15 protein-coding genes are annotated in these 19,873 nt (G+C 55.8%); all 15 read left to right on the plus strand.

The window, feature by feature from the left end:
• The first annotated feature begins 85 nt into the window (after positions 1-85).
• The 15 genes from MQE22_RS00445 (at position 86) to MQE22_RS13755 (ending at position 19,834) form a co-directional block, all read left to right on the plus strand.
• A complete protein-coding gene (locus MQE22_RS00445; protein ID WP_255789396.1) occupies positions 86-1,117 on the plus strand; it encodes an IS110 family RNA-guided transposase in 1,032 nt (343 codons plus the stop codon).
• Positions 1,118-1,615: 498 nt separating this feature from the next.
• On the plus strand, positions 1,616-2,458 hold the full coding sequence (locus MQE22_RS00450; protein WP_255789897.1) for a TnsA endonuclease N-terminal domain-containing protein: 843 nt from the start codon (positions 1,616-1,618) through the stop codon (positions 2,456-2,458).
• Complete coding sequence (locus MQE22_RS00455) at positions 2,455-4,602, plus strand: transposase family protein (protein WP_255789898.1); 2,148 nt, start codon at positions 2,455-2,457, stop codon at positions 4,600-4,602. Before MQE22_RS00450 ends, MQE22_RS00455 begins: the two co-directional genes overlap by 4 nt.
• A 36-nt stretch (positions 4,603-4,638) precedes the next feature.
• A complete protein-coding gene (locus MQE22_RS00460; protein ID WP_255789899.1) occupies positions 4,639-6,231 on the plus strand; it encodes an ATP-binding protein in 1,593 nt (530 codons plus the stop codon).
• A 3-nt stretch (positions 6,232-6,234) separates the two neighbouring features.
• Complete coding sequence (locus tag MQE22_RS00465) at positions 6,235-8,055, plus strand: TnsD family Tn7-like transposition protein (protein ID WP_255789900.1); 1,821 nt, start codon at positions 6,235-6,237, stop codon at positions 8,053-8,055.
• A complete protein-coding gene (locus MQE22_RS00470) occupies positions 8,052-9,701 on the plus strand; it encodes a hypothetical protein (RefSeq protein WP_255789901.1) in 1,650 nt (549 codons plus the stop codon). Before MQE22_RS00465 ends, MQE22_RS00470 begins: the two co-directional genes overlap by 4 nt.
• A gap of 250 nt (positions 9,702-9,951) precedes the next feature.
• On the plus strand, positions 9,952-10,725 hold the full coding sequence (locus tag MQE22_RS00475; RefSeq protein ID WP_255789902.1) for a PilZ domain-containing protein: 774 nt from the start codon (positions 9,952-9,954) through the stop codon (positions 10,723-10,725).
• A gap of 192 nt (positions 10,726-10,917) precedes the next feature.
• Positions 10,918-13,191, plus strand: a complete 2,274-nt coding sequence (locus MQE22_RS00480; RefSeq protein WP_255789903.1) for a putative bifunctional diguanylate cyclase/phosphodiesterase — start codon at positions 10,918-10,920, stop codon at positions 13,189-13,191.
• A gap of 59 nt (positions 13,192-13,250) precedes the next feature.
• Entirely contained in the window at positions 13,251-15,959 is a 2,709-nt protein-coding gene (locus MQE22_RS00485; RefSeq protein ID WP_255789905.1) for a putative bifunctional diguanylate cyclase/phosphodiesterase, read from the plus strand.
• Positions 15,960-16,162: 203 nt separating this feature from the next.
• Positions 16,163-16,900, plus strand: coding sequence for an MBL fold metallo-hydrolase (locus MQE22_RS00490; RefSeq protein WP_255789907.1), 738 nt, complete (start codon positions 16,163-16,165; stop codon positions 16,898-16,900).
• A 112-nt stretch (positions 16,901-17,012) separates the two neighbouring features.
• A complete protein-coding gene (locus MQE22_RS00495; RefSeq protein WP_255789908.1) occupies positions 17,013-17,246 on the plus strand; it encodes an ArsR/SmtB family transcription factor in 234 nt (77 codons plus the stop codon).
• Positions 17,243-18,544 carry an MFS transporter gene (locus tag MQE22_RS00500; protein WP_255789909.1) on the plus strand — a complete coding sequence of 434 codons (1,302 nt, stop codon included), beginning with the start codon at positions 17,243-17,245 and terminating at the stop codon, positions 18,542-18,544. The genes MQE22_RS00495 and MQE22_RS00500 overlap by 4 nt, the downstream gene beginning before the upstream one ends.
• Positions 18,541-18,882, plus strand: coding sequence for a DsrE family protein (locus MQE22_RS00505; RefSeq protein ID WP_255789910.1), 342 nt, complete (start codon positions 18,541-18,543; stop codon positions 18,880-18,882). Before MQE22_RS00500 ends, MQE22_RS00505 begins: the two co-directional genes overlap by 4 nt.
• Positions 18,883-18,995: 113 nt before the next feature.
• Positions 18,996-19,586: a cytochrome P460 family protein gene (locus MQE22_RS00510; RefSeq protein WP_255789911.1), complete on the plus strand. Its 591-nt coding sequence runs from the start codon at positions 18,996-18,998 to the stop codon at positions 19,584-19,586.
• Entirely contained in the window at positions 19,583-19,834 is a 252-nt protein-coding gene (locus MQE22_RS13755; protein WP_304665204.1) for a GDCCVxC domain-containing (seleno)protein, read from the plus strand. Before MQE22_RS00510 ends, MQE22_RS13755 begins: the two co-directional genes overlap by 4 nt.
• Positions 19,835-19,873: the final 39 nt, after the last annotated feature.

Below are 19,873 nucleotides of genomic sequence, written 5' to 3' on the forward strand. Positions count from 1 at the left end.
TAGGCAGGGAGCCCTCGCTTGAACCGAACGGCATCAAAGTGCCAAGGTGGAAGTTCATCCACAAATGGGTCAAGGAGGACTCACGATGCAGAATACAATTTATGGGCTGGATTTGGCAAAACGGGTGATGCAGTTGCACTGGGTAGATTGGGAGACGGGCGAGATTCATCGCAAGCAAGTGCGACGTGGCAAATTGCTCGAGTTCTTTGTGAACCGCGAGCCCGGCATTGTCGCCATGGAAGCTTGTGGTAGTGCCCACTACTGGGCGCGGGAACTGGGCAAGCTAGGGCACGAGGTGCGCTTGATCGCGGCGCAGTTTGTGCGCCCTTTCGTCAAGACCAACAAGACCGATGCGGCAGACGCAGCGGCGATCTGGGAAACTGTTCAGCGTCCTGGTATGCGCTTTGTCGCCGTCAAAAGCGAGGAGCAGCAGTCCGTTCTGGCCTTGCATCGCATGCGGGAACAGTTGGTCAAGATCCGGACCATGCAGGTGAATGAGATTCGGGGGCTGCTCTATGAATTTGGTATAGATCTTCCCCAAGGCCGCGAGAAAGGTCTCAAGGAGATCCCCGATGCTCTCTCGACGTTGGAGGACAGGCTATCGGCCGTGGCACTAGAGACCTTCCGGCGTCAGATCCAGCGGCTGGCAGAATTCGACAAAGACATAGCCGATATAGAGAAACGGCTGAGGCTATGGAAAAAGGACCAGGAAGCGGTGGCCCGTTTGATGGCGATCCCTGGCGTGGGGCTACTCACTGCCACAGCTATCGTGGCTACAGTAGGGGATATGAAGTCCTTTCGCTCTGGCCGGGAGTTCGCGTCGTTCTTGGGGTTGGTTCCACGGCAGACCGGTACTGGCGGGAAGATTCGCCTGTTGGGTATCAGCAAGCGCGGAGATACCTATCTCCGAACCCTATTGGCCCATGGGGCGCGAGCCGTGGTGAATTGCCAGACCAGGGATCGAAATCCCTGGATCGACAAATTACGCTGTCGGCGGCCCCACAATGTGGTCGTCGTAGCACAAGCCAATAAAATGGCTCGAACGATCTGGGCGTTGCTGGCCAAAAACCGCCAGTATGACCCGAATTACAAGCCAATAGCGGTAGCCGTCGCATGATTACAGGACGATAGTCGAATAGCATGTTTATAGTTTCACAGTTGCGCAGGTAGGCACGATTGATGGCGTAACAGGTCAGACCGGGGAAGGGAGAGCCTGGATCAATCTTGTCCCAAAAAAGGACGCAATAAAGATAAGGTCCCTTTCAGCGGATTTCATCAGGGCCAGCAGGAACCTCCTGCATAACAGGCCGGATATAAGGCAGCACTTTGACCTCACCGTCATACATCGAACGTCGACTTGCTCAAATGGAGGCATCCATATAAGATAAGGTCCCTTTCAGCGGATTTCATCAGGGCCAGCAGGAACCTCCTGCATAACAGGCCGGATATAAGGCAGCACTTTGACCTCACCGTCATACATCGAACGTCGACTTGCTCAAATGGAGGCATCCATATAAGTTTGGACATGGGCAATAAAGTTTGCTCACAGCTCTTGCCATTTCCGATGGTGAGGAGTAGCGTGAACTTTCGGTAGTCTCGATCCGGGGAGGGCACTGTGGCCCGACGCCGTTACACTATCGACGAACAGCGGATTGCCCTGTTTGAGCAAGAGGGACGGGGCAGAGGTGTCGGCGCGGACTACAAACCCTGGTTGGCGATTCAGGACGTGCCGTCAACGGGGCGGAGTACCCGCCTCCGAGGGATTCATACCGGGCGCATACACCATTTGCTCTCTGACATTGAACGAAGCCTCTTCTACTGCTTGGATTGGGAAGATTCGGTCGCTGATATTCGGGAACAGTTCCCCTTGGACCGATCCGCGACCTCCCAGATTGCCGAAGCCTGCAATATTCCGCACCCCCGCTTCCCGGGTATGGTGACACCGATGGTTATGACCACGGACTTTGTGGTCGATGCCTGCGCCGGCGGCAAATTGGTGCAAACGGCCTATGCCGTAAAATCCGCCAAGGATCTCGACCAGCCCAGAACACTGGAAAAGTTGGAAATAGAAAGACTCTACTGGGAAAGAAAGGAAGTTGAGTGGAGCATCGTCACCCCGGCCGTTCTTCCGACCCAACTGATCCGTAATATTGAGTGGGTTCACAATTTCTACCGTCTGGAGGGCCTTGTCGAACCGCACCCGGGCTTCTACCAAGACGCTGGACGCCGAATGCGGGCACAAGTCAGCGCCTCCCCCTGGTTGTCGCTGCGACAATTTTGTGGGGACATGGAAGTCCGCTTGGGTCTGGGCAGCGAAGAGGGTTTGATGCTGTTCCGACACTTTCTGGCGACCAAGTCGGTTCTTTGCGATATGGATTCAGTGGTGCTGAGCGACCCGCTGATCACCATGGCGTCCTTCCGCACTCTGCCTGGCGGACGCCAGGAGAACCGGGCATGAGCTTTCTTGCCCTCAACCAACTGTTGGAATTCTCCGAGGACGGGCACACTGAGCGGGTATTGTGGATCGACGCGGGCGACCCGGGCTATGTTTGCATAGACATTCATGCTGAGCACTCCAACCCGCTGTACCGACGTCACGCCGATGTGATTCGCCTGCTGGATGAGGGTGTTGTCCAACTAGGCAAAGAAGATTCCTTGCTCATCAACAAGAGTGAAGGCCGGCTCTCTGCTGCACAACGGGCTAAGCGCGACCAAAACTTTGCTCGGATCGCTCCGGTTCTGCAGCGGCAGCCGGAGATCTTTGATCTCCGCAAGCGCGGCAAAATCCTTGCTGAATTTTCTTCCACTCATGGGGAAAGTCATCACAGCCTGTTGCGGTTGTTGCGTCGTTACTGGCAGCGCGGCATGACACCGAACGCTCTGCTGCCCGATTACGCCAATTCCGGCGCACGTGGCCGGGAACGCGCTGCCACTGGCAAGCGTCGTGGACGACCACCGAAGAACGACGGGAACTCCGTCAATGTCACGCCGGAAACGCGCGCGATTTTCAAGGCGGCCGTCACCCGATTTTATGCCATGCATCCGGTTTTTGAGCTGACGGAGTGTTACCACGCGATGCTGCGTGCCTCTTTTTCGGATTCGGTGGTAGACCCCGGCACCGGCCAGCAGGAATGGGTTTTGCGTTCGGGTGCGCCAAGCTGGTGGCAGTTTCGTTACTGGTATCAGAAAGATAACGACATTTTTGCGCTCAAACGTCGTCGGGCATCTTCACGCGTCTATGACAAGGACATGCGCGCTCTGACCAGCACGGCAACGGGGGAGACTGTTGGCCCGGGCTCGCGTTACCTCATCGACGCGACGATTGCGGATATTTATCTCGTCTCCCGCTATTTTCCCGACAAAATCGTCGGTCGACCCGTGGTGTATGTGGTCATAGACGTATTCAGTCGAATGATCGCCGGGTTACACGTGGGATTCGAGGGGCCGAGCTGGGTCGGCGCCATGCAGGCGTTAGGCAACGCCGTGCTCGATAAAACGGACTACTGCGCCCAATTTGGTGTTGCTATCGACACTGCGGACTGGCCGTGCCAAGGCATGCCGGAGGCAATTCTGGGCGACCGCGGAGAAATGGTTGGCGAGATGATCGAAACGCTGATTCAGACTTTCGCCGTCCGAATAGAGAATTCAGCTCCATACCGTGCCGACTGGAAGGGGGTTGTAGAACAACAGTTTCGCCTGCTGCCTGCGAGATTCAAGGCCTATACGCCTGGGTATATTCAGACAGACTATCGGGAGCGTGGGGGTAACGACTACCGCTTGGACGCGAAACTAAATATTGATCAGTTTACCAAGATTCTGATTTATTGTGTAAAGTACTATAATACCCAGCATCGGGTCAAGGAGTACCCGCTTGCTCCAGAGATGATTCATGATGCAATTCCAGCTGTTCCGATCGAGCTATGGAATTGGGGGATTTCGCACCGTAGCGGTCGGCTTCGTCGCTACCCGGATGAGATCGTGCGCCTTAGCCTGTTACCACATGCGGACGCGATGGTAACTGCCAGAGGTATCCGCTTATTCGGGCTGTATTACTCCTGTTCGTTTGCCATGCAAGAGCATTGGTTTGAACGTGCGCGCCAAATTCGAAATTGGCGGGTCCGTGTTTCTTATGATCCGCGTTGTATGGATGCTATATGGTTGCAGGGGAAGTCTGGGCAACCGCGGTTCATCGCTTGTACCCTTATGGAGCAAAGCCGCGAGCATGCATGCAAGACTCTATGGGAGATCGACCAATTACGGCAGGCATCGAAGGAGGTTGCTCATAGTCACCAGCGTAGCGAAACAACCGGACGTATCAATCTGGTCGATCAAATTCAACGGGTCGTTGCCGATGCCAAATCACGGCTTCCCCTGGTTTCTGATCGGTCTGATCGCCAAAGAACCAAGGACATCCGTGGTAACCGTCGCGCGGAACTGGCTGCCTTACGTCATAAGGACGCAACGCGCACGACAAGTATGAAGACGGACGTCCCTGCCGAGGTTGTTTCTTTCCCTGGCGCTCCACCCACAAAGGACTACAGCCTGCCGGATATCACGGAGATGCTGCACAAATTTCGCGAAGGCGAGCAGGAAGAGGAGTAAGTCACCATGGCTTCATCCCCGACCGACCCCCCTCTTTTGCCGGAGTTTCGGGACAACCCCTTCATCAATCGCTTACCGCCGCAGCTCTCACAGCGAAATGCTTGGCAGTTTCTGTCCGACCCGCCGGAGTTTAACCCTGAGGAGCGGACCTATCCAATCCAACTCCGAATGAATTGCCTGTATCGGCTCCGCCGCTTCTTCGAGCCCCTGGAACACCACCTGCGGCTGGAATCAGCTTTTTCCACCCTGTTACGCCAGGGTTATGTCAGCCGCAATCCCTTGCAGTCAGATTACATCTGGCGTCTGCAAGATGGCCATGAGCGCATCCTCGCCCGCGATCTCAGTGCGGGACGTCATTATGTTGGAGGAACTGCGGAAGGGTTTGCGCTCATTGGAGCCTCAGGGGCGGGTAAAAGCACTGCGATCAATCGGATTCTGAGCTACTACCCGCAGGTTGTTACGCATGACGAACCCTTTAGCCTTCAGCAGGTGGTTTGGCTCAAGCTCGACTGTCCCCACCAGGGCTCACCGAAGCAGCTCTGCATGCATTTTTTCCAGGAGCTTGATTTGGCCCTAGGCGCGCGAACGTTTGCCCAATTTGGCAAAACGCGCAATCCGGTGGACTTGATGATGGCCCAGATGGCGCAACTCGCAAATCGCCATGCACTTGGCGTGCTCATCATTGACGAGATACAACATCTGACCTTGGCCAAGGGAGTGGGGCGGGATGCTTTACTGAACTTCTTGGTGACCCTCATCAATACCATCGGTATTCCGGTAATTATGATTGGGACGATGGGGGCCCTGTCCCTCTTCCAGGATGACTTTCGGCAAGCCCGTCGCGCCAGTGGCATCGGGTGCGCGGTCTGGGAGCGCCTGCGGCCAGAGTCAGCATGGGACCACTTCGTCGACGTCTTGTGGAAATACCAATGGACGCGGCAAGAAACTCCGCTTACAGACGAAATCCGCTATGTTTTATATGAGGAAAGTCAGGGGGTCATTGACGTACTGATCAAGCTGTTTATGTTGGCGCAACTTCAGGTGATGGAGCAGAGCGCTTTCCGCAACACACCCGAGGTGATGGATGCGCGACTGTTCCGCGAGACATCTGCGAGGCACCTCAAGATCATCGAACCAATGATGAGAGCGCTCAAGACCAATAATCAGCGGGAGATTAGCAAGTATGACGATTTGCGACCCTTGGATAGCCACGTTTCACAGGTTTTCCAGAATGTTATGCCGCAAATGGAGACCATTTCGCTATCCATGCCGGACTTCGATTCTGGAAAGGGCGGGGAATCGGGCGATGTCGACCCGCTGATCGGTGTTTTGGTGCAGGCCGGGTTGGCAACAGACCTTGCCACACCGATGGCCGCCAAGGTTCGAGCCCTGCACCCTGATGCTTCGATGCTGGAACTTATCGGCTTCGTCTCTGTTTTGTTACAAGATCCGGGGAATGCGGTGCCAAGGAAGGGTAAACGCCCATCAGGAAAGCAAGTACCACGCAAACCTTTGGCAGTATCCAGGATCTCGGACATGGTGCGAGAGGGCCAGGAGGTTGGGCGAAATGCCGAAGAATCGCTGATAGCTGCCGGGCTGATCCGCCGCCCACAATTCGGTCCAGGATGATCTATGTTGACGTACCTGCCCGCGCTGCATCCCGAGGAGCTGCTATATAGCCTATTGGCACGAACATGCCGCCACAGCGGATGGCAAAGCCCGAAGCTTGCTCTGGAGGAGTTTTTTGGGCACCGGAGTGTTCGTGCAGGAGTGTTTCTGCAGACGGAATTGAACTGTCTCGCTGATCGATTACCGGCTCGGCGCCAATTGACTTCAAAACGGTTGGCGCACAAAACCACCTTGCTGCCCTATCTCACAGCTTTTTCGACGCCTGATGTTCGTGACTGGGCGCTAAATGTTCTGATGGGTGAAAACGGGGATGCCGATACCCTGTATATCAGATTGGGGCTTGTCGCTAGTTCCGTGAACCTTACTACCACGCTGCGGTATTGTCCGGCTTGCCGCACGGAGATGCTGGAGAAGTACGGCGAACTCTACTGGCGGCGCGACCATCAACTTCCTGGCGTACTGGTTTGCCCAACTCATGCCGTGCCACTCGTCGATAGCCGGGTGATTCTCTCGCATACTGGTCAACATGAATTCATCGCTGCCGATGAGAACAATTGCCCAGCCAATCCAAATCTGCCATCTTGGTCAGATCGCGCAAACGTTGCTGCACGGCTACTCGAGATCGCCAAGGCCAGCGTCGCTCTTTTGATCGCACCACCAAATCCGCTTCCACTGCACAGCTGGGGTCGGGAATACCGGACCGCGTTGCGGGCGCGGGGGTTCGGTCGCGGTAACTCCCATATCGATCAATCCGCTCTGCTGCATTCCTACGATGCCCGCTTTGGGGCGGTCATCGATGTCTTACCGGAAGCCATACCCGACGGGTGGCTGGAAGCCATCACACGCAAACACCGTCACGCTTTTGCCCCACTACGCCATATTCTGATTCGTCTGCTGATCGATTCTCGGCCCTTGGTGCCGGAGCTTCGCCCATTCGGCGACGGACCTTGGCCCTGTTGCAATCCGCTCGCCGAGCATTACGGGCACCTAATGATCGCCGAATGCCAACTCCATGCGGAAAAAAGGAAAATCATTGGAGTGTTCCGTTGCACCTGTGGCTACGCGTTCAGCAGAGCGGCACATCCCGATAGTCGTCCCAGAATCCTGAACTTTGGCCCTCTGTTCGAGAGCCGACTGCGCGAACTAGTTATTTCCGGGACCAGTTTGCGCGGTACTGCCAAGGCCTTGCATGTCGACACCAGGACAGTGTTGCGTTACGTCGCTCGACTGGAGTTGACGACCCCTTGGAAGGTCTTGCCAAAGCAAGTCACATTGCCGCCTCCCGACCGCATGACCATGCGTGAACGATGGAATCGAGCGTATTGTGCAGAGCGGAGCCTTACCCGAAAGGAACTGCGTAAGCGGATGCCTGCAGTGTATATGTGGCTCTACCGCTATGACCGGGAGTGGCTGGGGTCCCAGCCACCTTTGCCCAGGTCCTTGAGAAACAACAGAGCGCGCATCAACTGGGCACATGTAGACGCCCAAACTGCAGAGTTTTTGCGAGGCGAAGCAGATAAGTTGTTGACTCATCTCCCTCCGGTTCGGGTTACCCGTGCCGCATTGGAGCGCGCTCTGGATCGACGAGGTTGGCTGGGGAAGCGGCTACACAAATTGCCGCTGTGCGCGTCAATCCTGGACGAGGTGACGGAAAATGAGGATGCGTTCCAATGTCGGCGCATTGCTTGGGCCTATGCAGAATTGTGCCGGCAGGGATTGCCTGTCCAAGCCTGGCGGCTACGCCGATTGGCCGGCCTGCCGGAACAGTGTGCAACAGTAGTGGAGACGGCTATCTTCGCTGCCCAGAACCGAGGGGAGAGATGAAAGTCAGAGCATTTGCCAATGATCGGGGCGAACTCACGCTGCGTTGGCTCAATTCAATAGCGAAAAGCTCCGACAATAGGATGTGGGTTACCGCGTTGTTTCTCAGAGACAACGGGGAGACCGTATCCCGGCGTCTTCCGTTTGGCATGTTGCCCTTTCTGATGCCGGGATTCGTTGTATCGCGGGGTGAGGTTCTGACCACTCGTCTGGGCGGAAAACAGGGTAGAGCGATGATTTCTGACCTTTCCGCACGGGAGGTCGTTACAATCCACGACGCGGTGACTCGTCGTCACTACGATTTGGGGGGACACACTGGCGGCAGCCACCGCATCCTTCGATACGAATCCAGAGGTTGGGTCATTCTGATCCCCGAGATGGAGTTGATCCGATTTTTGTTTCTCCACGGTAAGGTGATGGCAAATGCCATTTTACAGCCCTTGGGCCTGATGGATCTGGCCATCACCCCAACCCCCGGTTCTTATCGAGAAATCCTGATCGAGTTTCAGGCGGGTATGCCGCGTGCATTGACTCGTCCTGAATTTGTCAAAGAGTTCGCGTGGTTGGCGGTTCACCCCGATGGAAGGAGGGCATGGGATAGTGTCCTACGACTCAGCCAAGGGGAGCGAAGCTTAATGTTTGAGCCGCCACCTCTGAAAAATTGTCGTGTGACCTTTCGTGGTGTCGCTCTGAATAAGGTCTGGCTGGTCCTCGAAATCCTGGCTATATCAGGCCGTAGCCTGCCGGCATCAATCATCAACTGGACGCACCCTTCGGAAAGAGAGCGGGAAGAAGATACCAAGGAGGGAGAGGATGGCAAGCAATCGGAAGAAGACAACCTGGACGACAGCCGCCCCAGACAGGTTTGCGAGGAACTGGTTGATGACCAATCGGAGAGTAAACAGGATGTCAATCAAGCGCTGATTCTTCTGGGTGGCAAACGAGGAGAATTTGAGACACTTGCATGGGTGAAGAAGGTGCTGTCTCCTCCACACTCGCGATCAAGGAGGCCAAGTTCCTCTGAACAACAGGAGGGTGGATTGCGAAAAAAAAGAATCGCTACAGGCCTTCCGGTTGACCCTCGTTTGTCACCGGTGACTGTTACCAAACCAGTTAGCATGGGGGAAAGAGCTGTCGCCGGAGGTCTACCCCCCGTTGAAGTGTCCGTGCTGGAGCCTCTGAATAGGGATGCTGTCGGCGATCTTGGGCTCCTGGTCAAGGTGCTGCAGCAAGTTGAGATGCTGCAATCCGATGTGACCTTGTCGGTTTCTCTGGTGGCCTTAAAGGCTGGTCATGGAGCCATTTCGCGCCATGGCCCACGCGCTTGCCTGGTGGCGGTGTTCACAGCTCCGACCCGGTTCCCCAGAGTAGTTCTTGATGTCGATCACAACAATCTTCCGGGTGCATTATCGGGGTTGCTGCTGCGCTACAATCGGCAATGTAGCCTTGCCGATATGGAGCGGCAGGTAAAGCAGTTACTGGACAATATGGTAGACCTTTCGGGCCGGTGGGATGAGAAAACAGAATGGGAATTGTCTAGCTACGCGACAGTTACACGATTGCCCAAGCTCGCCCGGATGACGAAAAAGGGGAATGATGAGAACTATGTGAAAAGATGGGCAAAGAGGCTAAAGGCCCTGCTATGGTAATAAACAACGGGCTTTACTGCCGTCAGTGGCCCACAATATGGCGCCATGTATGAGCGCCCTCAGTTTTGCAAGATGCCTCAGCAGGCGCTGTTGCGTTGGGCGGAGCCGTTGAGCGCAAGGAACAGCTGTTCCCCAATTCCTGCTACGGGTCAGGGTAGTTGCAACTTCAGGAAGGACGGAGTAGCTTCCTCGTTTCAATACAGGTACGTTGTGTAACATCATTAATACAAAGACAAGGAGGGGGTCTGCTTTGCCTCTCAGTGAAGACGATACGGAGTTGGCTTTACTTCTTCCTAGCCGGGGAAACTTACCCTTGGTCGAGTTCCTGCCGCTCGTATTTCTATCAGGATCCCACGAATTCTTGTTGCCCAACCCGGAAGACCTGGGGGCAGCAGAAGGGCAAAGTGCCATTTTTTACACCCCGGATTCGGGGGACAATGGTACCCTATGCCACTTTCTGCGCTGGGAAGGGCGAGAGTTTCTACTAGAACCGGCGGGTCCCTCCCTCAGTGCAGAGACGCAGCTACGTAAGCCACTCATCTTTCTGCTGGCACGGCCACAGATTTTGGGGTTCTTCGCAGACTGGAAGTATTCTGGTGAAGGTCTTCACCATTTTGAACTGCCCACCCGTGTGCTTGCCAGAAGCGCTCGTAGGCAACGGCGAGTGCCGATTGAAGGCAACATCCTGATGCGATCGAAGAATGGCAGGACGCTCTATGGCAAGCTGCACGACTTCAGTCCCGGGGGGGCCTCGATGTTCCTGGATCAGGACATCCTGGAGCCTGGAGAGATGGTATTGGTGGAGTTCGAGATTCCGGAGTGTGGGATCTGTGAAACGGTTGCTACCATAGCACGCCGGGAGCGCATCACCCACCCGATCTACCCGTATTTGTATGGCATTTACTTTCAGCTGACTGAGGCCCAGCAGCGGAAGGCAGAACACCTGTACCTATGCAAAAAGGCCGAACAGATCAAAAAAGTGGTTAACTCTGCTCAGGATCGCTTTTCTGGCAAAACCTTCTAACTATGCGGAAGATTTTTCCACTTGATTTGGGACGTGATGCCCGTTGGCGTCGGCATTGTCTGAATGAGCTGGCAAAACGCTGGCGGATGCCGCCAGAGCAGATACTGGATACCTTGCTGTTGGAGGCCTATCTCCAGATGATCGTTGATGGAGCACGGCCGCCGACCCAACGTGATGGGGAAAGGATGGCAGATGGCGATGCTGAAGGAAGGGATGGGGACAACTGGTCTTCCTGAGGAGCTGCGTTGGTTGCATGGCGACCTGACACTCTCCGTTCGTGCCCAGCGCAGTTTACGTCGTCTGGGAATAGAGGCATCTGCACATTTTCCTCGCATAACGACAACCATTACCAAGCGTTTTGCCTCCCTGTGTAAGGATGCAGCGCATCGGACTGCAGATTGTCCCTATACAGCCGACTGGTTCAGGCGCCTTTTCTCTGGCACTTATGAACAAGCATTTTGGGAAGAGCAATTATTGATTGGCGAGCACTTGGCTGCCGCCAATGTTCCGGACCAGGTTCTCCCGCAAGTATTCATGACATTGCGCACTCTACTGCTCGCGCAAAAAGAGGACGCAATTTTGCCAGGGAGGGTGAGCCCATGGATGAGTCTCTTGCGGGTGCTGGACGCCTGTCAGTATGCGCAACACTTTGGTCTTGAGCGGGAGCGGCGCCACACGGTATTGCGGCAACTGCGTGGATTGCTGCAGGTAGTTGACTTTGAATCCTTTTTTTCGGCATCCACACAGCTGGCCTGCGGGATTGCCGAAGCTGACGGCGCGGGTTTGATTCTGCGGGAAGAAGGAATGCTTCATTACCGGTTCTTTCATGGGTTGTCTGCGCGTTATCAGGAACTCGGCCAGTGGGAGTTCCCAGAAACGGAAGGGGTGTCGGGTGCGGCAATTGCACGCGGCGAGCCAGTCTATGTTCCCGATTATCCGGGTAGCCCGTGGGCGATGCCGGAATTCGTTACAGCAGGGCTCCGGGCAAGCCTGGCGATTCCATTGCCCAGCATGGCAGACGATGCAATGCCAGGTGTTTTGGTGATCTCCTGGTTTCAGCAGCCTGCGCCGCAGCGGATTCCGGAAGCCAACTGGGATCATTTACGCCTTCTCGCCGATCTGTTGGGTGCGAACCTGTACCGGGAACGACTGGAGCATCGGATGGAAGGTCTGGCCACGCAAGATCTGCTGACGGGCTTGCCGAATCGTCGGGTAGTACAGGAGCGGTTACGTGCTGCCATGTCTCGCGCTGATCGGCACCAACGACTGGCTGCCTTGTTCTTTCTTGATCTGGATGGATTCAAACCCATCAATGACCAGCTGGGACATCACCGCGGGGATGAGGTGCTTTGCACCATTGCGAGTCAGTTATGCGCCATTGTCCGCGCAGAGGATTGCGTGATTCGCTACGCAGGCGATGAATTTTTGGTCATTCTGGAAGATATTGCCAATGTTGAGGAAGTGGAGTGTATTGCCTCGCGGCTTCTGCAGGCTGCGCAGTGCTCCGTAGCAGATGAGCAAACCCGGCTACAAGTCAGTGCCAGTATGGGTGCGGTTATTTACCCTTTTTCCGATGGGAGTGCCGAGGAGTTGATTCGCCAGGCGGATCTCGCCATGTATGCCGCCAAGGATGCAGGGGGAAATACCTGGAAACTATATGGACGAGATCTCATAGAGACGCAACCGCAAGAAGAATCTCTGTACCAGGAGTTGATCTTGGCACAGGAGCGAAAGGAGTTTGAGTTGCTATGGCAGCCGATTATCAACCTGTCAGACCATACGATATCTGGTGTCGAGGCATTGTTGCATTGGCGGCACCCGGAACGCGGGCTGTTGGGCCCAGAGGAAATTTTGCCTCCGTTGGAACGGTCACGGTTGATTCTGGAGGTTGGGCATTGGGTGCTGAAAACTGCCCTGGCGCAAGCGGAGTGCTGGCAAACCCAGGGAAATCTTCTAGATATCCACATCAACCTGTCTGCGGTGCAGTTGGAAGATGCGGGCTTTGTGGGCGTATTGCAGAATGCCCTGGCAGAGCATCCATCGGTGGACTGCGGACATATTTGGCTGGAGGTGGTTGAGCAGGTCGCGCTACGTGATATACCGGCTATGGCGGCAATAATTCGTGCCGCCCGTCGATTGGGCATTCATTTCACGTTGGATGATTACCGCAGTGGTATTGCCGCTTTGCAATATTTGACGGGGTTGGCCTGCGATGGGATCAAGCTGGATCGGGACATGATGCGTGGAATGGCGGAGCATTCCTCTCACATTCAGCATGTTCGCGCCTTGATGGATGTGGCGAGTGACTTGTCGCTGCAAGTGGTGGCGGAAGGAGTAGAGGATGAGGAAATGGCCAATACGCTGAGAGACCTTGGGGTGCACAAGGCACAAGGGCACTGGTTTTCTCCGCCGGTATCTGCGGCAGAGCTCCAGATGGGATTGGTGGGGCAGAGAGGAACGTTTTGAGCACTCCACTGCAGGCATACCTTCCATCATTTGGGACCCGATGGTTATTCCGCCTCTGGTTGGGATTTGCAGCACTGGTATTAGCCTCCGGATGCTATTGGGGGTGGCAGACCTGGCGGGAGCTCTATCACCACGAAGCAGCAAATCTGCTGACCTTGAGTGCGGCGTTGGCGACGAGCACGCATGCGGATTTGCATGGATTGCAAGTTTCCCTGCTCATGCTACGTCAGCAGAGCCACGATCTGCCAGGGACTGCTTCATCGCACCACCAGGAACTTCTCCATCAGTATCTGCGGATGCAGCCGCATGTGGCGGCAGTCGGAATGGCTCTTGCGAACGGGAGGATAGTTGCTGCAGGACCCGAGGGGAAGACCTTGGCCGGATTATGGCAGGCGCTGATCCATCCAAAGACGGCGCCTGCAGACAAAGTGCAATTATCCGTAGAACAGCGAGATGCCTTACATGCCTGTCTTGTGAGCACAAAGTTCTGTGTCGCCCCGCCGGTGGAACTCAAAACAAGCAAACGGGATTCCGGAACCTGGATGGTGCCGGTCCTGCAGTCGGGTGCCAAAGGACGGGCGTCCTTCTTGGCCTTGATCCCTCTTCTACAGGGTCGACTTCCTTCCTGGCAGCGCTTTCCGATCCAAACCCCTGTTTCTCTGTTTTTATTGCAGTCAGACGGGTTTCTGGAAACCCGTTTTCCAGTGCCAACGGCAACTGGCTTCGCTATGCCACAATCTGGTATTGCAGTCCGCTATCTGCAGTCGCATCCCGACTTGCAGTCGGGTACGTTTGTTGGATTGTCAAAGGCTGCCGGCGAGTGGCGTATGGGCGCCATGGTGCGGGTCCCTGGATTCCCGATGGTTGCCGGCGTCGGAATTGGCTATGCGGCGCTTTGGGCACGTTGGTGGCAAATCTTTCAAGGGACTTTCTGGGGGCTGTTGGCACTGCTGGGGCTGAGTTTTGCGGGCTATCGCTTCCTGCAATCTGCTGACCGGAAGCGTGAAGTGGTGGCACAGGCGTTATGGGAAAGTAAAGAGCGGGCCGAGGTGACCTTGCGCAGCATCGGTGACGCTGTCATCGTGACGGATGCCGATGGACGGATTAGTAGTGCAAACCCGGCTGCCGAACGACTGTTAGACGTTCGAGCGCCCCAAGCCTGTGGGCAAAAACTGTCACAGATCCTTGCACCAGGTGAGCGCGAAAAGGATAGGGAGGAGTTCAGCCAGAGCGGCGCCCTTCGACAGGCCGAGTTATCGGAAGGGCAACTGGGCATGCAATCACCAGTTTTGTTAATGGATCGTCAGGGAGAGGAGCGGTGGATTGAACGTAGCGCCGCACTGATTCACGACCAGCAAGGAGGAGACACCGGCATGGTGTGGGTCCTGCGTGACGTGACAGAGACCCAGCGGCTGCAAGAGCAACTCCGCTATCAGGCAACGCATGATGCATTGACCGACCTTCCCAATCGCCGGATGTTCCTGGCGTGTCTGGAGCACTATCAGGATCAGACACTATACTCAGGCAACCTGCTGGTGGGGATTCTAGACCTGGATGGGTTTAAGCAACTCAATGATCGCCATGGCCATGGCTTTGGTGACACCCTGCTGCAGGCCGTAGCACAACGATTGCTTGTATGGCAGCGCGAAAACGATGTAGTGGCACGGATGGGCGGCGATGAGTTTGCTTTGCTGGTCCCCGGGATTCAATCGGTCGAAGAGGCGGAAAATCGCGCACAGGCAATACTGAACGCCTTACGGGCGCCGCTGGAGATGGCGGAAATGACGGTTTATCTCTCTGCAAGCCTTGGGCTGACCTGCTTCCCGACGGACAAGAACAGCCCTGCAGGGCTGTTGCGGCATGCTGACCTTGCTCTTTATGCCGCCAAAGAAGCGGGCAGAGATAACTACCGTTTCTTTCACGAGGGTATGGACCGATTTCAGGATCGTAGTTTGGAGATCTGCAGAATGACCGAAGAAGCACTAGAACAAGGCCAATTGGTCCTACACTACCAACCCATTGTAGAGGCCGAGCGTGGCCCGGTGGGGGTAGAGGCCCTGCTACGCATGAATCATCCACAGCAGGGACTGTTAACCCCGGCGGCGTTCGCCAGTGCATTGGATTCTCCACGCCTGGCCCGGCGGATTGGCCAGTTCGTCTTTGCCACAGCCTTTCGTCAAAACCAGTCATGGCACCGACAAGGCGTCCATCTGCGAGTGTCCGTGAATATCAGTGCTCATCATTTGCTTGACCCCGCATTTCTCTCGGATTTGCAGGCCGCTTTGGACGCTCATCCGGAACTTCCTCCAGAGAAGGTCGAAATCGAAGTGACGGAAACTGCCCCATTACAGGATTTTCGTAAAGCTCAACAGGTGCTGCTCAGTTGTCAGCAACTGGGCGTGCGGGTGGCACTCGATGATTTTGGTACAGGAAGCGCCTCTTTGACCTACCTCCAGAAGCTCCCCGCCGACAGCATCAAGATCGACCAAAGTTTTGTACGCGACATCCTGCACAATCCCAAGGACTATGCAATCATCTCTGGGATCGTCACGAGCGCCCGCTTACTGGGACTGGAGGTGATTGCCGAGGGGGTGGAAACCTGGGATCATGCTGCACTGCTTCACCAGCTCCAGTGTCAGTGTTTTCAGGGCTATGCCATTGCACGCCCAATGCCCTCTGATCAGGTCGAAAATTGGGTAAAACAATACAACCAATTGTTTTCAAATGGTAATTCTACCCCCCCCCCCCCCCCCCCCAAGCGGGATTAAGAATTATTTTTAATTACATGCATTCCCCCGCATTGCAAGATGGAAGTCTGATTTGGGAAATGCCAGGAAGATTTCAGATGTAGAGCCTTTGCAATAACCTGGCCACGATGCTCGATTCGTAGGACGAGATCGGGGTTGGGCTTGACAACGGACGCGCCCCGGCAATAGTTTAAGAATTTCGAAAGTAACGAAACAGGTGCTCCATGTTATTTCAACAGCGTGGTGGTGCCGATGGCACGCAGTCCTATTTCTATGGCTGTGGTGGCAAGGGATTCGCGGTGGCGGTCGATGTCGTCGCTGGCGACGAGGATTGGTTTCTGCAACAGGCAGAGCAAAAAGGGGTGCGCATCTCCTATGTCATCGACACCCATCTCCATGCCGACCATCTTTCCGGCGGGCGGCAGTTGGCACAGGAAATCGGGGCGCCTTACTGCCTGCACGAGAGCGATCAGGATCTGGCCAACTTTCCAATCTGCGCTCTACACGATGGTGAAGTGTTGGAAACCGGGAATGTCCAGACCAAAATTCTGCACACTCCGGGGCACACGCAGGACAGTATCTGTCTGTTGGTGACCGACCAGCGGCGTGGCCCCGAGCCCTGGTATTTGTTGACGGGAGACACTCTTTTCGTCGGTGCGGTTGGACGTCCAGACCTGGGCGGGACGCCGGAAGAAATGGCGGCCCTCCTCTATGAGAGCCTGCAGAATAAAATCCTTCCCTTGGCGGACACCATCGAAATCTATCCCGGACACGCGGCAGGGAGTGTCTGTGGTGCGGGGTTGTCAGGCAAGGCCAGTTCTACCCTGGCCTTCGAGAAGCGCTGGGACCCCTATTTGCAGATGGATCGCGCAAGCTTTGTGCGCGAACTCGTGGCCAGCATCCCGCCACGACCCGCCCAGATGGAACAGATCGTGGCGGCCAATCTCGGGCGTGCGGCATGAGTACAGGAACCGTGCGTTTCGCCCTCTTTGCCGAGGTATTCGCCGCCCTTGCGCATCCCAAGCGCCTGGAAATCATCCATCTTTTGGGAATGAAACAATAAGTGCCGGAGAGTTGGCAGAACGAACCGGCCTCGCCAAGGCGAACCTCTCCCAGCACCTCAATGTCCTCAAGGCGCGGGGGCTGGTCCACTGTGAAAAATGCGGCACCTTCTGTCATTACCGTTTGACGAGTCCCAAGGTGCTGGAGACTTGTCAGATCGTGCGCGGCTTGATTCTGGAACAAATGGAACTCACCACGCAACAACGCGCGGAACTGGTGCAGCTCCCGCAAAAAGATTCGGCATGAATGCCATGCCGTCTGCAGCCTCGGCGCGATATCCGCAGGGTATCACGCAGAACTCCCAACAATTCGCCCTGCAGACGGCGCAGGTCTTTTTCGTCGGCCTCCTCCTTGGCATGGAACGCACTGTCTTGCCGACCATGCGGGAGGATTTTGGGCTCAGCAGTCACGCCTTTCTCTTTCTCGCCAGTTTTGTGGTCTCCTTCGGCTTGGTGAAAGGCATCCTCAATTTTGTTGCCGGCGATCTCTCCGATCGGGTGGGCCGGAAACGGGTATTGTTTTGGGGTTGGCTGGCCGGTATACCCATTCCTCTGCTGATTTTCTTTGCCCCGAACTGGTGGTGGATCATTGCCGCCAATGTTTTTTTAGGTGTTAATCAAGCCCTTACCTGGACGATGACGGTGACCAGCCAGATCGACTTGGCCGGCAGCCGCCAACGCGGGTTGGCGGTGGGCATCAACGAAGCCATGGGGTATATCGCCGTAGGCCTCGCCGGTTTGGGCACTGGTTATCTGGCAGTACTCTATGGCCCCCGCTGGACGATTCTCGGCTTTGCCTTGCTGGTGATTGCCTTGGCTTTGCTGGCGCTGATTGGGGTGCGTGATACCCTGCCCTGGGCCCAGGCCGAACATCAGGAACAGAACGGCTCCGGTCCACTCCACCCTGATTCGGCCAGAACCCAGCCGGAAAGCCGATGGCAGAGCTTTGTCCGGGTCTCGTTTCGTGATCATACCTATCGCGCGCTCTGCCAGGGTGGGGTGGCCAACAAGGTGGCAGACACTCTGGTCTGGGTGATGCTGCCGGTGTACTTTCGCTTTCATGGGGAGGGGATTGTCCAGATTGGGTGGATTACGGGTAGCTACGCCATGGTTTGGGGCCTATGCCAGTTTTGGACGGGGCATCTTGCCGATCGTGTGGGACGCAAAGTGCCCATATTGTCTGGGTTCTTTCTTTTGACCTTGGGGCTCGTGGGGATTGCCTTGGTCCATCACTTTGCCGCCTGGATGCTTGCCGCCGCCGTCATGGGGCTGGGTATGGCGTTACTCTATCCCAACCTGATTGCAGCCATGGCAGATGTGGCACCCGCGGCGGTGCGGGGGAAGACGTTGGGGATCTATCGCTATTGGCGGGATACGGGATACGCCATCGGCGGACTACTTTTGGGTGGCGCTGCGCAGTGGGCCGATGCTGCCCTGCCGACGATCTGGTTGACGGCGGGCGTCACCGCTGTTTCCGCAATCTGGATCGCCCTGACGGTGGAGGAAACGCATCCCATTTCCTGGCGTCAAGGAGCGGGAGAATGATTACCGCACTCATCGTACTACACAGCAGTATCGCCGAAGAAAATCCGCGGGCAGACACGGCCATTCGCCTCGCCGGGGCCATGTTGGCGGAGGATAAGGCTGTACGCCTGTTTCTGGTCGGCGATGGAGTAACATTACTGGGCGCCGACAACCTTGCTGGAGGAGCCGCTACTCTAGGGCTTTTTCGGGAGCTGCTGGACTTGGGGCTGGAGGTGCAATGTTGTGGAAGCTCGCTCAAGAGGCACGGCATATCCGTATTGCCCGCAGGTGTGCAATCTGGCTCCATGAAAAGCTTGTCGGCGTGGATTAGTGCGGCGAATGAGTTGGCATATTTCTAGCTTGCCTGTGAGCGACTGCGGGGGGATTTCATCCTTCCCGACTCTGAATCGTTCAAGGCGGCAAAGCGTGGGAGTCCGGTGTGGTTGCGAGCGCATGCAAAGGAGGAATATCCATGAAGCGCATCCTAGGGTTGTCAATGGCAGTCGGGATGTTAGGGTTGAGTAGCGCGCTGGCCGGCACGAAGAGCGTGCCGACGCCGCAAGCCCTTTGGCAAGAGATTCAGATTCTTCAGAAGAACCACGCCATTATGCCAGAAAGCCGGCTATTCCAAGTGGGTTCCCGCACGGTAGACGCTTTCACCACCGATCTCGCCAATCCCGCCGCAGTGCAATCCATTGCCCAAGCGGGTGGCATCATCCACGTTTCCCGATATGCAGATCATAGTCTTCTGGTCAAAGAGAATTACGGGATGGACAAGCAGTTAACCGGCGTGACAGCGATGCTGAAGCTTTCTAAGTATGATGCCGGGGATCGAAACTGGGTGATGGCGGCCTACAAGCCAAATGGCACCGTAGTCGCCTTTGGAAAGATAGGGTCTTGCATCGCCTGTCACACGATGGTCCGGCAGCAGGATTTTGTGTTCGCCCCACCGCCGCAGCAATTACTCCCGGTGAGCACCTGGAAGGCCTTTTTCCCCAAGCAGGAGATGAACCCGGCCTATGTGGCTCTCCTCCAGGAGCATCCCGAGGTGGTGGTCAAATGAGCGGGATCACTTTGCAATCGATCATCACCTGCCCAGTGTGCGGGCACCCCGAGATAGAAACCATGCCCGTGGACTCCTGCCTGTATTTCTACGAATGCCAGGGTTGCGGTGCCCTGCTTTCGCCCAAATCTGGTGATTGTTGTGTGTTCTGTTCCTATGGCACCGTACCGTGCCCACCAAAGCAGAACATTGCCCGATCCTCTGAGCATCCGTGTTGTAACGCTGAGAACAATCGCGCAGATTCATGAGTGTTGTTGCATAAATATCAATAGGAGACCGTTACTCGT

The organism is Acidithiobacillus sp. YTS05, assembly GCF_024396695.1.
GTDB lineage: Bacteria > Pseudomonadota > Gammaproteobacteria > Acidithiobacillales > Acidithiobacillaceae > Igneacidithiobacillus > Igneacidithiobacillus copahuensis.